We start from the raw sequence: 12,897 nt of genomic DNA on the forward strand, positions 1-12,897 counted from the left end.
CTCCTGGATGACATGCTCCTCTTCTCGGAGGTGGTGACCGCGGGCGGCATCACCGCCGCATCCACCCGCCTGGGCCTGCGCAAGTCCACCGTCAGCCGCCGGCTCTCCGCGCTGGAGGAACGCCTGGGGGTGCGCCTCCTGGAGCGCAACGCCCGCCACCTCCGGCTCACCGAGGCCGGGCGCGACTACCACACCCACTGCGCGCGGCTGGTCGCCGAGGCCCGCGAGGTGAACCGCGCCCTGGGTGAGTCCCGCGCCACGCCCCAGGGCACCCTGCGCATCGCCACCCTCTCCCTCCTGGGCGAGCTGCTCACGCCCGTCATCGCCGAACTGCTCCTGCGCCACCCCCTGTTGCGCGTGGAGGTCTCCCTGGCCGAGGCCCACGTGGACCTCATCGCGGAGGAGTACGACCTGGCGCTGCGCACCGGGCCGCTCGCGGACTCGTCGCTGGTGGCGCGCAAGCTGGGACGCCTGCGCACCGGCTACTACGCCAGCGCCGCCTACCTCTCCCGGCAGGGCACTCCGAAGACACCCTCTGAACTCCAGGGCCACGCCTGCGTCGTGTTGGCCGAGCCCGGCACCGACGAGGTCTGGTTCTTCGGCGAGGGCCGCACCGCCCGGAGCGTGCACGTCACCGGAAGGCTGCGAGTGCCCAGCGTGCGCGCGGGCCAGGCGGCGGCGCGCGCGGGACTGGGCGTGGTGCGGCTGCCCGCGTCGCTCGTCGTCGACGACGTGAGGACCGGACTGCTCGTCCCCGTCCTGGAGGACGCCACACCTCCGGGCATCCCCATCTTCGCCGTCTACCCGAGCAGCCGGCAGCTTCCGCCCAAGGTCCGCGCCTTCCTGACGCTCCTGGGGGAGCGCGGTGCCGCGCTGCCGTGGGAAGAGGCCACCTCCCCCACGCGCGCGCGGTAAGGGCACCTGCCGCAACCCAGCGTTCCGCCAGGGGCTCTCGTCCCCACGCCGCCCGGCCACTACACCTTGCCTCCACACGCAAAGGCGCGGCCCGGGTGCCGTGCCCCACGAGGAGGACAGGACATGGCGGCGGAGGTCATCGAGCTGGGAGACGCGGAGTTCGACCGGGAGGTGCTGGAGGCGAAGGGGCCGGTGCTGGTGGACTTCACCGCCACGTGGTGTCCCCCGTGCCGCTTCATCTCTCCCATCCTGGACGCGCTCTCCATCGAATACCGGGGCCGGCTGAAGGTGACGAAAATCGACGTGGACGCCCACCAGCTGACGGCGCAGCGCTACGGCATCCGCGCCTTGCCCTGCCTGCTCGTGTTCAAGGAGGGCAAGGTGGTCCGGCAGCTCGTGGGCGCGATGCCTCGGGCCCGGCTGGAGCAGGAGCTGCTCGCCTGGCTCTGAGTCGCGCCGTCGCGCGCGGCCCGTGAAGGCCGGCTCATGGTTGGAGTCAGAGGAGCGCCAGGACGACAACTGCCCACCTCGGGTGAGACGGGCCTGTAGCACCTGCCGTGAGTACGGCCGCCCTCTGAGGCGAGCCAGCTTTCACTTGCAAGTCAAAAAGGAAGGCTGGCGATTATCCTCAGGTGAGGTAGTCACGGGCGCGCCACGGGAGCGTCACGACAAGGTGACATCCCGGGCGTGCCCAACCGGGAGGTAGCCATGCTCGAAAGGCTGATGCCCAAGTCGGATGAGTTCTTCGACGACTTCGACAAGCAGTGCGCCGCGACAGTTCAAGGCGCGAAGATGCTGTACGAACTGTTGAGCGACTATCGCGATGTGCCCGCACGGGTCCGCGCGCTCAAGGACGTGGAGCACCAGGGCGACGAAGTCACCCACACCGCCTTCAATCGCCTGCACAAGCAGTTCATCACCCCGTTCGACCGGACGCAGATCCACTCGCTGCTGTCGCGCATCGACGACGTGCTGGACCTGGCGAACGCGGCCGCGTCCCGGCTGCACTACTACGAAATCCAGAGCAGCCTGCCCGACGCGACGGAGCTGGCGCGCCTGCTGGTGATGTCCGCGGAGAAGGTGCAGGAGGTGGTGGCGGCGCTGCGGCTCATCAAGAAGCCGGAGCAGATCCTGGCCGGCTGCAAGGAAATCAAGCGGCTGGAGACGCAGGCGGACGAGGTGCTGCGCTCCGGGCTGGGCCGGCTCTTCAAGAGCGGCGTGGACACCCTGACCATCATCAAGTGGAAGGAGATCTACGACCTCATCGAGACCGCCACGGACAAGTGTCAGGGCGTGGCGAACGTCATCGAGGGCGTGGTGCTGGAGCACTCCTGAGATGCTACTCGCGGCCGTCATCCTGATAGTTGGAGTCGCCCTCATCTTCGACTTCATCAACGGCTTCCACGACGCGGCGAACTCCATCGCCACGGTGGTGTCCACCCGGGTGTTGTCACCGAACCTGGCCGTGGCGTGGGCCGCTTTCTTCAACTTCATCGCCGCCTTCAGCGGGGGTGTCCATGTCGCCAACACCATGGGCAAGGGCATCATCAACTTCGACATGCTGCGCGGCGCGGGCCCCTCGGCCGTGCTGTCGGTCATCTTCGCGGCGCTGATGGGCGCCATCGCCTGGAACCTCCTGACGTGGTGGTGGGGCCTGCCCTCCTCCTCGTCGCACGCGCTCGCCGGTGGAATGATTGGCGCGACGGTGCCGGTGCTGGGCTTCAAGGGATTGATGGGCGCGGGCATCGCGAAGATCGCCGCCTTCATCGTGCTCTCGCCGCTCATCGGCACGTTCCTGGGCATGACGCTGATGCTCATCAGCACCTGGGTGGTGCACAAGCAGACGCCCACCTATGTGGACCGGTGGTTCCGCCGGCTCCAGCTCGTGTCGTCCGCCATCTTCTCGTACAGCCATGGCACCAACGACGCGCAGAAGGTGATGGGCATCATCGCCGTGGTGCTCTTCGGCACCATCTGGAAGGACCGCCCGTTCCACATCGACTGGTGGATGATCATCTCCTGTCACGCGGCGATTGCGTTGGGCACGTTCTTCGGCGGCTGGCGCATCATCCGCACCATGGGCCACAGCCTCACGAAGCTGGCGCCCATCGGCGGCTTCAGCGCGGAGACGGGCGGCGGCGTCACCATCATCGCCCTGGCGGAGCTGGGCATCCCCGTGTCCACCACCCACACCATCACCGGCGCCATCGTCGGCGTGGGCTCCACGCGCGGCTGGCGCGCGGTGAAGTGGGGCGTGGCCGGTCGCATCATCTGGGCCTGGGTCATCACCATCCCCGCCGCCGCGCTCATGGCGCTGCTCGTCTACGGGCTTACCCAGATTGTCGTCCGGCTGGCGAGCTGAGCCTCACGCCGCGTCCGCCCGCCCGCGCCGGCCACTTCCTTCGGGAGGCCCGCGGGCGGGTGTTAGCATCCCCCGCTCCATGCGCCTCATCCTCAACCCCGGGCGGGAGGGAGAGCAGGAGCTCCTGCTCCCCGAGGGCACCACCACCATCGGCAGGACGGACGAGGCTTCCGTCTGCGTGCTCCACAAGAGCCTCTCGCGGCGCCATGCGCGGCTGGAGCGCCAGGGCTCGCGCGTGGTGCTGGTGGACCAGGGCAGCAAGAACGGCACCTTCCTGGGCGAGGTCCGCGTCGAGCGACACATCCTCCAAGAGGGCGACGCCTTCCGCTGCGGCGAGGTGTGGTTCCAACTGCTCGCGGGCGACCCGGCGCCCGAGGAGGAGCTGAGCCCGCTGCACACGCGCACGCTGGACACGCGCTTCACCCTGTCTCCCCTGGAGACGCTGCTGGACGCGGACGCGCCCAGGCTGCGGGTGCGGCCGGAGCCCGCGGGCGACCTCACCCGGGAGCGGCTCCAGGTGCTGCTCGCCGTGGCGCAGCTGCTCTCGTCCCCTGGCGCGCTCGACACGCTGCTGGAGCGCATCCTCCAGCTCGTCTTCCGCATCCTCGGCGTGGACCGCGCGGCGCTGCTGCTGGTGGACGAGGCCACCGGTGAGCTGCGCCCCCGCGTGACACGCGCGGCCAACGGTGAGACGCCGCCCGAGCGCTTCTACAGCCAGCGCATCGTCGACTTCGTCAGGGAGCATGGGCTGGCGTCGCTGTTCGCCAACGCCCAGGGCGACCTGCGCCTGGACAGCTCCGCCTCCATCCGCGCGCAGGCCATCCTCTCCGCCATGTGCGTGCCCCTGCGGCCCCGCGACACCTGGCTGGGCGTGCTCTACGTGGACAACCGCTCGCAAGGCGGGCTCTTCACCGAGGAGGACCTGGAGTTCCTCACCGCCTTCGCCAACCAGGCGGCGGTCGCCATCGACAACGCCAGGCTTTCGCGGCGGTTGGAAGAGGAGGCCGTGCTGCGCAACACGTACCTGCGCTTCTTCCCGCCCGCCGTGGTGCGCAGACTCAACGCGTCCCCGGGCGCCATGCTGGAGGTGGTGGAGACGGAGGTGACGGTGCTCTTCGCCGACATCTCCGACTTCACGCCGCTGTCCGAGTCGCTGCGTCCGCGCGAAGTCGTGGACATGCTCAACGAGTACTTCCCGGTGATGGCGGACGCCGTCTTCCGCCACGAGGGGACGCTGGAGAAGTACATCGGCGACGCGCTGATGGCCGTCTGGGGCGCGCCCTTCTCCCGCGAGGACGACGCGGACCGGGCCCTGCGCGCCGCGGTGGACATGCAGCGCGCGCTGGTGGCGCTCAACGCGCGCTTTCGCGCCAAGGGACATCCGGAGCTGCGCATCCACGTGGGCCTCAACAGCGGGCCCGCCGCCGCGGGCAACATCGGCTCCGAGCGCTATCTCCAGTACGCCACCCTGGGCGACGTCACCAACGTGGCCAGTCGCGTGTGCGGCGTGGCCCGGGCGGGAGAGGTCGTCCTCTCGGATGCCACGCGCACGCGGCTGCGCGATTCGACATGGCGCCTGACGACGCTGCCGCCCACCCGGGTCAAGGGCAAGCAGGACGCGCTGACGCTCCACCAGGTGGCCTGGGACGGTTGAGGCGACGCGGCCCTCGCCTGCCCGGCTGGGAGGGCGGCTTGACTCGCACCGGGGTCATCGGTCAGCGTTCCACTTCGTGAACGGCATGCGCTCCGACTTCGCGTGGACCCCGGGACAGACGTCCTCGTCCTTCGCGCGCGCGGCGACCGCTCCCTCCACGACGACTACGACGACCACCACCACGACTCCCCGCGGAGCGCGGGAGGTCTAGCTCGGAACCGGCAGCACTTCCGACCTGGCCCCGCGCTCCCCGGCGCGGGGCTTTTTTCGTTTCCCTCCACACCCAGACGGAACCCCATGCAGACCCAGACTCCGACGACGCTCCGACAGTCCGCCGCCTCGCGCCCCTCCGTCCGCCGCGAGGTGCCGTCATGCGGGTGATGAAATTCGGGGGGACGAGCGTGGGCGGCACCGCGCAGATACGGCGCGTGGTGGACCTGGTGGAGCAGGCGCGCAGGCAGACGCGGGTGTGCGTGGTGGCCTCGGCCGTCACCGGCATCACCAACCTCCTGGTGGACACGGCGCGGGTGGCCCAGGAGGGCGGCGAGGTGGACGCGGCGCTCTCCCGCTTCGAGCAGACCCACCTCTCCATCGCCCGGGAGCTGGGAAGCGAGCTGGAGGCGCTCGCGCCGCTGGAGCTGGGGCTCGCGGCCATCTCCACCGAGCTGCGCGGGCTGCTCCAGGGCGTGGGCCTGCTGCGCGAGTGCTCTCCCTCGGTGCTCGCCCACCTGTCCGGCCTGGGTGAGCGCGCCTCCTGTCTGCTGCTGGAGGCGCTGATGTCGGCGCGCAAGCTGGCGCCCCACGCGGTGGATCCGCGTCACATCCTCATCTGCTCGGGGGACCCGCTGCAGGCCACGCCCCGCATGGACGAGATTCGCGTGCGCTTCGCCTCGCTGCGCGATGACACGGGCCCCGGGCTCTTGCTGATGCCGGGCTTCTTCGGCGGCGACGGGCGCGGCAAGACGATGTCGCTGGGCCGGGGAGGCTCGGACTACTCGGCGGCGCTGGCCGCGGCGGCGCTGGATGCGAAGCTGCTCGAAATCTGGACGGACGTGGACGGCATCTTCAGCGCCGACCCGCGCCTCGTCCCGGAGGCCTTCCCGCTGGCGGAAGTCAGCTTCGAGGAGGCGATGGAGCTGGCGTACTTCGGCGCCAAGGTACTCCACCCCAAGACGATTGCCCCCGCCCGCGAGCGCGGCATCCCCGTGCGCGTGTGCAACAGCTTCCGCCCCGAGCACCCCGGCACCCTGGTGACGGACTCCGCCGCCCCGCCGGACCACCCGGTGCGCGGCCTGTCCTTCCTGCGCGACGTGGCGCTCATCAACATCGCGGGCGCGGGCCTCAAGGGCGTCCCCGGCACCGCCGCGCGCGTCTTCGCGGCCATGGCCCGCACCGGCATCTCCGTGGTCCTCATCACCCAGGGCTCCAGCGAGTGCTCCATCAGCTTCTGCGTGCAGCAGGCGGAGTCCGAGGCCGCCGTGCGCGCGCTGGAGTCCGAGTTCGAGGTGGAGCGCGAGGCCGGCAAGGTGGACGCGATTGAGCGTCAGGGACAGCTGGCGGTGCTCAGCATCGTCGGCGACGGCATGCGCCACCGCGTGGGCGTGGCCGGCACCTTCTTCAGCGGCCTGGCGGACGTGGGTTGCAGCATCGCCGCCATCGCCCAGGGCTCCAGCGAGCGCAGCATCTCCGCCGTCATCACCGAGGCGGACGGCCCCCGCGCCATGGCGCACGTACACCACCGCTACTTCGGCACCACGGAGGTGGTGGAGCTGCTGGTGGCCGGCGTGGGCAGCGTGGGCGGAGAGCTGATGCGGCAGATTCGTCAGCAGGCCCCCCACCTGCGCGCCCAGGGCGTGGACCTGCGCGTGTGCGCCATCGCCAACAGCCGCAAGGGCGTCATCGAGCCCGCGGGCATCCCCCTGGAGCAGTGGAAGGAGAAGCTGGAGGCGGGCACCGTGTCCGCGTCGATGGACGCCTTCCGCGAGCAGGCGCGGGAGAGACGCCCGGGCCGCCCCATCTTCGTGGACTGCACCAGCAGCGAGGACGTGGCGCTCGCCTACCCGTCCCTCCTGGCCTCGGGGCTCCACGTCGTCACCGCCAACAAGAAGGCCAACGCGGGCCGCATGGCCCACTGGCGCGCCATCCGCGAGACGGCCTCCCGCCACCAGCGCCGCTTCCTGTACGAGACGAACGTGGGCGCGGCCCTGCCCGTCATCGACACGCTGAAGAACATGCTGCGCACCGGAGACCAGGTGCGCCGGATTGAGGGCATCCTCTCCGGCTCGCTGTCCTTCATCCTCGGCCTCACCGAGCAGGGCGTGCCGCTGTCCCAGGCGGTGGGCACGGCCATGGAGAAGCGCTTCACGGAGCCGGACCCTCGCGACGATTTGCAGGGCACCGACGTGGCGCGCAAGGTGCTCATCCTCGCCCGGGAGCTGGGGCGCGTCGTGGAGCTGGAGCAGGTGGCCCTGGAGTCGCTCCTTCCCGCGGACTTCGACGCGACGGGCCCGCTCGACGCGTTCCTCGCGCGCCTGCCGAGCATCGACGCGGACTTCCAGCGCCGCGTGGAGCGCCTGCGCGACGAGGGGAAGGTGCTGCGGTACGTGGGCAGCGTCGGGGAGGAAGGCTGCGCGGTGGGCCTCAAGGCCGTGCCGCTGGAGAACCCGCTGGCGGCGGTGAAGGGCGGAGAGAACGCGCTCAGCTTCCTCTCCGAGCGCTACAGCCCCACGCCGCTGGTCATCCGGGGCTACGGCGCGGGCGCGGCGGTGACGGCGTCCGGCGTGCTGGCGGACGTGCTGCGGCTGGTGGAAGGCCCGCTGCCGTGAGTCCACTGGGGCAGCTCGACGACGAAGCGGGCGCCCCGCCCCGGCTCGCTCTCCACCCACACCCGGCCGCCATGGGCCTCGACAATCTGCCGGGTGATGAAGAGGCCCAGGCCCAGCCCGCCGTAGTTGGGTGAGGCGGCGCGCTCGAAGCGCTCGAAGATGCGCGCCTGGGCCTCCCGGGGGATGCCCATTCCCCGGTCCTCCACGCTCAGCCACACCCGCTCGTCGTGGGAGGCCAGCCGCAACCAGATGGGCTGGCCCGCCCCATACTTCACCGCGTTCGTCAGCAGATTCATCATCACCTGCTCCAGTCGCAGCCTGTCCCACCGGCCCGGCAACGACTCCGGCGCCTCCAGGACCAGCTCGCAGCCCGCCTTCTCCAGTTGCTCCCGCAGGTGGGCCGCCACGTCGCGCGCGACCACGGCCAGGTCCATCTCCTCCAGGCGCAGCGCGAGCCGCGACTCGTGGATGCGGGAGACATCCAGCAGGTGCTCCACCAGGCGTGACAGCCGGGAGAGCTGGCTCTCGCAGACGAGCAGCATGCTCGACAGCCGGGCCGCGAGCGGCGAGTCGGGACGGGGCCGCGACAGGAGCGCCCCCATCTGCTGCATGCGCAGCTTCATGGAGGTGAGCGGCGTCTTCAGCTCATGCGAGGCGATGGAGAGGAACTCATCGCGGACGCGGATGGACTCCTGGGACTTGCGGTAGAGCTGCGCGTTGTCGATGGCGAAGGCCGCGCGGCGTCCCAGCTCCTCCGCCAGCGCCACCTCGTCCTCGCTGAAGTTTCGCGAGGACCGCGACGCCGCCAGGAGCGTCAGCACCCCCAGGCTCCGGCCGCGCGCATGGAGCGGCACGCTGAGGGAGGGCCGCCCGCCCAGCTCTCGCACGCGGCGCCACTGCTTCGCGTCCAGCCGCTCACCCTGGTCGTCCAGGATGCCCCCCGGCAACAGCGAGCACTCCGAGCGCCCCGTCGCCATCACCGCCACCGGCCCCCGCGTCGCATCCGGAAGCAGCGGGTGGGCCGCGAGCAATTCCCGCACGTCCTCGGCCTGGCCGGGCTGATGGGCCGCGACCGCCACGGGCCGCAGTCGCGCGCCCTCTCCCGGGATGAAGACGACACACACGTCCGCCAGCCGGGGCACCGTCAGCTCCGCGACGTGCTGGAGCGTCGCCTCGTAGTCCAGCGACGTGCCCAGCTCCCGGCTCGCCTCGGCGAGGAACCGCTGCGCCTCCTCCATCCGCTTGCGCTCGGTGATGTCCGTGGAGATGCCGCAGACGGCGTAGGGCACTCCCGAGGCGTCCATGAGCGGGAACTTCTGGGTGATGTGCGTGTGGACGCCGTCCTCCTGGGGGATGCGCTCCTCCTGGACCAGGGGCGCGCGCAGTTGGAGCACCGACTCGGTCATCTCCTGGAAGCCGTCCGCGATGTCGGGCGGGAAGACGTCATGCACCGTCTTGCCGGTGACTTCCTCGCGCGTGCGATGGAACAGCCGCTCCCACTGCCGGTTCACGAAGATGTAGCGGCCCTGGGTGTCGAGCAGGACGAAGAGGGAGTTGGCGTTGTCCAGGATGGCGCGCAGCTGCCGCTCGCTCTGCTGGAGGGCCTCCTCGGTGCGCTTGCGCTCCGTCACGTCGAGCAGCACGGCGAGCGAGCGGACCCATCTGCCCTTCGAGTCGTGCTCGGCGATGGCGGACAGCAGCACGTCCATGCGCTCGCCGTTCTTCTTCACGAGCTGATACGGCACGTCCTTGCAGGTGCCTGTCATGAAGAAGACGGGGAGGACCTTCTCCCTGGCATACCTCGCGGACTCCTCCGACAGGAACTCCACCGAGTGGTGGCCCAGCACCTCCTCGCGCGAATAGCCCAGCGTGGCCAGCCAGCAGTCGCTGACACTCACCAGCCGCCCGTCACAGTCGATGGAGTGCATCATCACCGGCGTGTTGTTGTAGAGCGTCCGGTACTTCTGCTCGCTCTCGAGCAGGGCCTGCTCGGCCCGCTTGAATTCGGTGATGTCGTTGAAGACGGCGACCCCGCCCCGGATGGCGCCCCGCGCGTCCCACACCGGCCGGCAGCTCACCAGCAGCCAGGCACCCTCGGGCCTCACCGGGTTGCGCAGGAAGATCTCCACCTGGCTCATCGACTCGCCCCGGATGGCGCGCGCCAGGGGCAGGTCCTCCGGGGGATAGGGGGTTCGCTGGTCCGGAAGGAAGAGCCCGTAGTGCTCGGACCAGTGGGAGAGGTCCGTGTCGGCGACGCTCACGCCCAGCAATCGCGCCGCGGTGGGGTTGACGAAGACGAAACGGCCCCGCTCGTCCGCCACCGTCACACCCTCCGCCATGCTGGTGACGACGGCCTCGAAGAGGCACTCCTCCTCCTCGCCGGACACACCCTTCCCGACGTGGAGGGGCAGGCTCGGGCTGTCGCTCGAAGAGGGCATGGCGAGGAGACGGTGCGTCGGCGGGTCGCTCGCCGCCCGCGCGCGACACCTGGGTCAACGTTGCGCGCGCTCTGCTCCACCGCCAACCCACACCCGGGTCCCAGGCCCGGGCCAACCCGCCCGGCGAGCCACGAAGGCGGGTCCGACCGCCAGGACGCTCCTGGCGCCCCGGTGGCCATCCTTCCCCGACAATTCGCGTCCCGAGGGGACTTGTCGCGTCGGGGCGTTTGAAGTTCCGGAGAGACGCGCCGAGAATGCCCACCACCCATCGAAAGCGAAAGGAAGGGGGAGGACGGAATGTACGTGTCTCGCAAATCGGTCTGGGGCCGCACCAGCGCGATTCTGGCGCTCGCGCTCAGTCTCACCGTGTTCGGCTGTCCCGGGGATGACAATGACGACGACAAGCCCGACGGGGGAGGTCAGCCCGATTCAGGGGTACCCGAGCCCGATGCGGGCCCTCCAGTCACCGCCACCCTCAGCGGCAGGGTGACGTACGACTTCGTTCCCGCCACCTTCACCACCACGCCCACCCGTGGCGGCACCCTGGCCTTCCCGCAGACGAGCGTGAGGCCCGTGCGCAACGCCACCGTCCAGGTGATGCGGGGCGCCGTCGTGCTCGGCACGGCGTTGACGGGCGAGGACGGTCGCTACCAGCTCACCTACACCGCGGGCACCGGCGCCAACCTGACGCTGGCGACCCTGGCGAAGACGACGACGCCCTCCATCCAGGTGGAGGACAACACGTCGGGCAACGCCATCTGGGCCGTGTCCGCCACCATCTCCGGCGGCGCCACGAGCAGGGACTTGCACGCGGGCCACGGCTGGACGGGTTCCTCCTACAACGCGGCCCAGCGCGTCGCCGCGCCCTTCGCCATCCTGGACACGTTGTACACCGCGTCACGGGCCTTCCTCGCCGTGCGCACGGTCCCCTTTCCGCCGCTCAAGGTGAACTGGAGCCCGAACAACGTCCCGGAGCGCGGCAACACCGCCAGCGGGCAGATTGGCACCTCGCACTTCTCGCCCACGGAGAATGAAGTCTACGTGCTGGGCAAGGAGAACGTGGACACCGACGAGTTCGACAACCACGTCATCGCCCACGAGTGGGGGCACTTCTTCGAGGCCAACCTCTCCCGCGCGGACAACCCGGGCGGCCCGCACACCGGCGGCGACGTGCTGGACCCGCGCATCGCCTTCGGCGAGGGCTACGGCAACGCGCTCTCCGCCATCCTCCTGCCAGACCCCGTCTACGCGGACACCTACTGGCAAGGGGGCCGGCTGACCTCCTTCGGCTTCGACATGGAGACGCCACCCTCGCCCACGGATGACGCGACGCCGGGCGTCTTCTCCGAGTTCACCGTCATGCGGCTGCTCTACGACATCTTCGACGGGCCGACCGCGGCCGAGTCCTCGTATGACCAGGTCTCCGTCGGCATTGGCACGCTGTACGACGTGCTGGTGGGACCGCAGAAGACGACGCCCGCGCTGACGACCATCGGCTCCTTCATCCACGGGCTCAAGGCGCAGCCGGGCGTCAACGCGACGGCCCTGGACACGCTGGCGGCCCACTATCAGATTGGCTCGATTCGCTCCGCCTTCGGCGAGGGCGACAGCCGGCTGGCGGCCATGTACACGACCGTGGCGTCGCTGCCGTACAACAGCAACGGCACCCTCACGGGCGGCGAGGAGTCCAACAAGCAGCAGCAGAACCGGTACTACGTCTTCAACGGCACGGGCAGGACGGTGAACGTCTCCGCCAACTCCACCGAGGACGTGGGCATCCTGGCCCTGCAGCAAGGCACCGAAGCGGGCTCCGCCGACAAGTTCCTCACCGGCACGGAGACCTTCAGCTTCTCCAGCCAGGCGGACCGTCAATACGTGCTGATTGTGACGGGCTTCAAGGAAAGCACGGGCACCTACAACTACTCCGTCTCCATCACCAGCCCATGAACGGACCTCGCCTCTTTCAGTCTCCCCCAGGAGTTCTCATGAATCGCATCGCACCCGCGGTCCTCTCCGGCCTCCTCGCGCTCCTGGCGCCGGTGGCCTGCACCTCTCCGGCGAAGAGCAGCACCGCTGGGGGCGGCACGGCGGACACCTCGTCGCAAGCGAACGGGGCCACCATGGCCAAGCTCAGCGCGCCCGTGGAGGTGGGCGCCAAGGTGGCCGGCGACAAGGCCACCATCACCCTGCGCTTCCAGGGCCCCGCGGAAGACGTCCAGGTGGGCCTCTCCGGCGTGGACGGGCTGCGCGTGACGAGCGACTCCACGCCCCTGCGGGGCGCCCGCTTCGAGCAGGCCACCACCACCACGCTGGAGGTGGACCTGGCTCCGGGCGAAGGGCGCTCGCACCTGGTCGTCACTGTCAGCGGCACCTTCCGAGGCGCTCCCCTGACGAAGGTGGCCAGCTTCTCCGTGGGCGAGCCCAGCGTGGAGCAGCAGAAGACCCAGGGTGACGTGGTGACGGGGGACGACGGCCAGCCCATCAAGCTGATGCCCTCGTCCGACTCCGCGCGGTAGCTCACGCGCGGCGGGCCGTCAGGCCCTGAAAAGAACCGCGGGGAGCGCGCCCCCTCGACGCGCTCCCCGCCGTATGGACTGCTCAAAGTCGAACTTCCGGTCCAACCTCGGGCGCGCCCCTCGGCATGCCCTCCGGAAGCCACGCCCCTCCCCAGGGGCGCCCCCTCGCAAGGTCAGAGGCGAGCCC

At 70.2% G+C, this 12,897-nt stretch carries 9 protein-coding genes; 8 read left to right on the forward strand and 1 reads right to left on the reverse strand.

What is annotated here, in order from left to right; all coding sequences use genetic code 11:
* The first annotated feature begins 3 nt into the window (after positions 1-3).
* The 6 genes from HUW62_RS40235 to thrA all read left to right on the forward strand — a co-directional run bounded on the left by HUW62_RS40235 (position 4) and on the right by thrA (position 7,756).
* Complete coding sequence (locus HUW62_RS40235; RefSeq protein WP_255203920.1) at positions 4-915, forward strand: LysR family transcriptional regulator; 912 nt, start codon at positions 4-6, stop codon at positions 913-915.
* 123 nt (positions 916-1,038) lie between these two features.
* Positions 1,039-1,365 carry a thioredoxin gene (gene trxA / locus HUW62_RS40240; protein ID WP_163870202.1) on the forward strand — a complete coding sequence of 109 codons (327 nt, stop codon included), beginning with the start codon at positions 1,039-1,041 and terminating at the stop codon, positions 1,363-1,365.
* 258 nt (positions 1,366-1,623) lie between these two features.
* Complete coding sequence (locus HUW62_RS40245) at positions 1,624-2,250, forward strand: DUF47 domain-containing protein (protein ID WP_163870201.1); 627 nt, start codon at positions 1,624-1,626, stop codon at positions 2,248-2,250.
* Position 2,251: 1 nt separating this feature from the next.
* Entirely contained in the window at positions 2,252-3,277 is a 1,026-nt protein-coding gene (locus HUW62_RS40250; protein WP_163870200.1) for an inorganic phosphate transporter, read from the forward strand.
* Between the two features lie 79 nt (positions 3,278-3,356).
* On the forward strand, positions 3,357-4,931 hold the full coding sequence (locus HUW62_RS40255) for an adenylate/guanylate cyclase domain-containing protein (RefSeq protein ID WP_163870199.1): 1,575 nt from the start codon (positions 3,357-3,359) through the stop codon (positions 4,929-4,931).
* 371 nt (positions 4,932-5,302) lie between these two features.
* A complete protein-coding gene (gene thrA / locus HUW62_RS40260) occupies positions 5,303-7,756 on the forward strand; it encodes a bifunctional aspartate kinase/homoserine dehydrogenase I (RefSeq protein WP_163870198.1) in 2,454 nt (817 codons plus the stop codon).
* On the opposite strand, the gene HUW62_RS40265 is transcribed toward thrA, so the two are convergent.
* Positions 7,678-10,194 (reverse strand): PAS domain S-box protein, encoded by a 2,517-nt coding sequence (locus HUW62_RS40265; protein ID WP_176437438.1) that lies wholly within the window; start codon positions 10,192-10,194, stop codon positions 7,678-7,680. The genes thrA and HUW62_RS40265 overlap by 79 nt on opposite strands.
* A 297-nt stretch (positions 10,195-10,491) precedes the next feature.
* On the opposite strand from HUW62_RS40265, the gene HUW62_RS40270 reads away from it, so the two are divergent.
* Together HUW62_RS40270 and HUW62_RS40275 are read left to right on the forward strand one after the other, a co-directional pair.
* Positions 10,492-12,141, forward strand: a complete 1,650-nt coding sequence (locus HUW62_RS40270) for a hypothetical protein (protein WP_176437439.1) — start codon at positions 10,492-10,494, stop codon at positions 12,139-12,141.
* 38 nt (positions 12,142-12,179) lie between these two features.
* The gene (locus HUW62_RS40275; RefSeq protein ID WP_163870196.1) at positions 12,180-12,710 is read left to right on the forward strand and encodes a hypothetical protein; all 531 of its coding nucleotides are present in this window, start codon (positions 12,180-12,182) and stop codon (positions 12,708-12,710) included.
* Positions 12,711-12,897 lie beyond the last annotated feature (187 nt).

This window comes from Myxococcus sp. AM011 (genome assembly GCF_013372595.1).
GTDB classification, from domain to species: Bacteria; Myxococcota; Myxococcia; order Myxococcales; family Myxococcaceae; genus Myxococcus; species Myxococcus eversor.